Consider the following 202-nt stretch of genomic DNA (forward strand, 5'->3'; position numbering starts at 1 on the left):
TCCCTGCCGACCCCGTTCGAATAGCAGCCTATCATGAACTATATGTAGCACTTCAAGGTACGGATACTACCAGCGGCAATATTTTCTATACCTTCCCGCGTCTGGACGAGGTTCTGCCACTGCCTCCCGCTAAAACCCATTGGAAAGGCATCTATTCGGCAATGAGTAAGGAAGACGCGGCGTTCTACCAAAATCCGCCCGA

The 202-nt window shown here is 51.5% G+C and carries 1 pseudogene; it reads left to right on the forward strand.

Annotation, left to right across the window (positions count from 1 at the left end):
• Positions 1 to 202: pseudogene (locus HMPREF3022_RS02045) on the forward strand (sel1 repeat family protein); the annotation flags it as partial.

This window comes from Neisseria sp. HMSC065C04 (assembly GCF_001815375.1).
GTDB classification, from domain to species: Bacteria; Pseudomonadota; Gammaproteobacteria; order Burkholderiales; family Neisseriaceae; genus Neisseria; species Neisseria flavescens_D.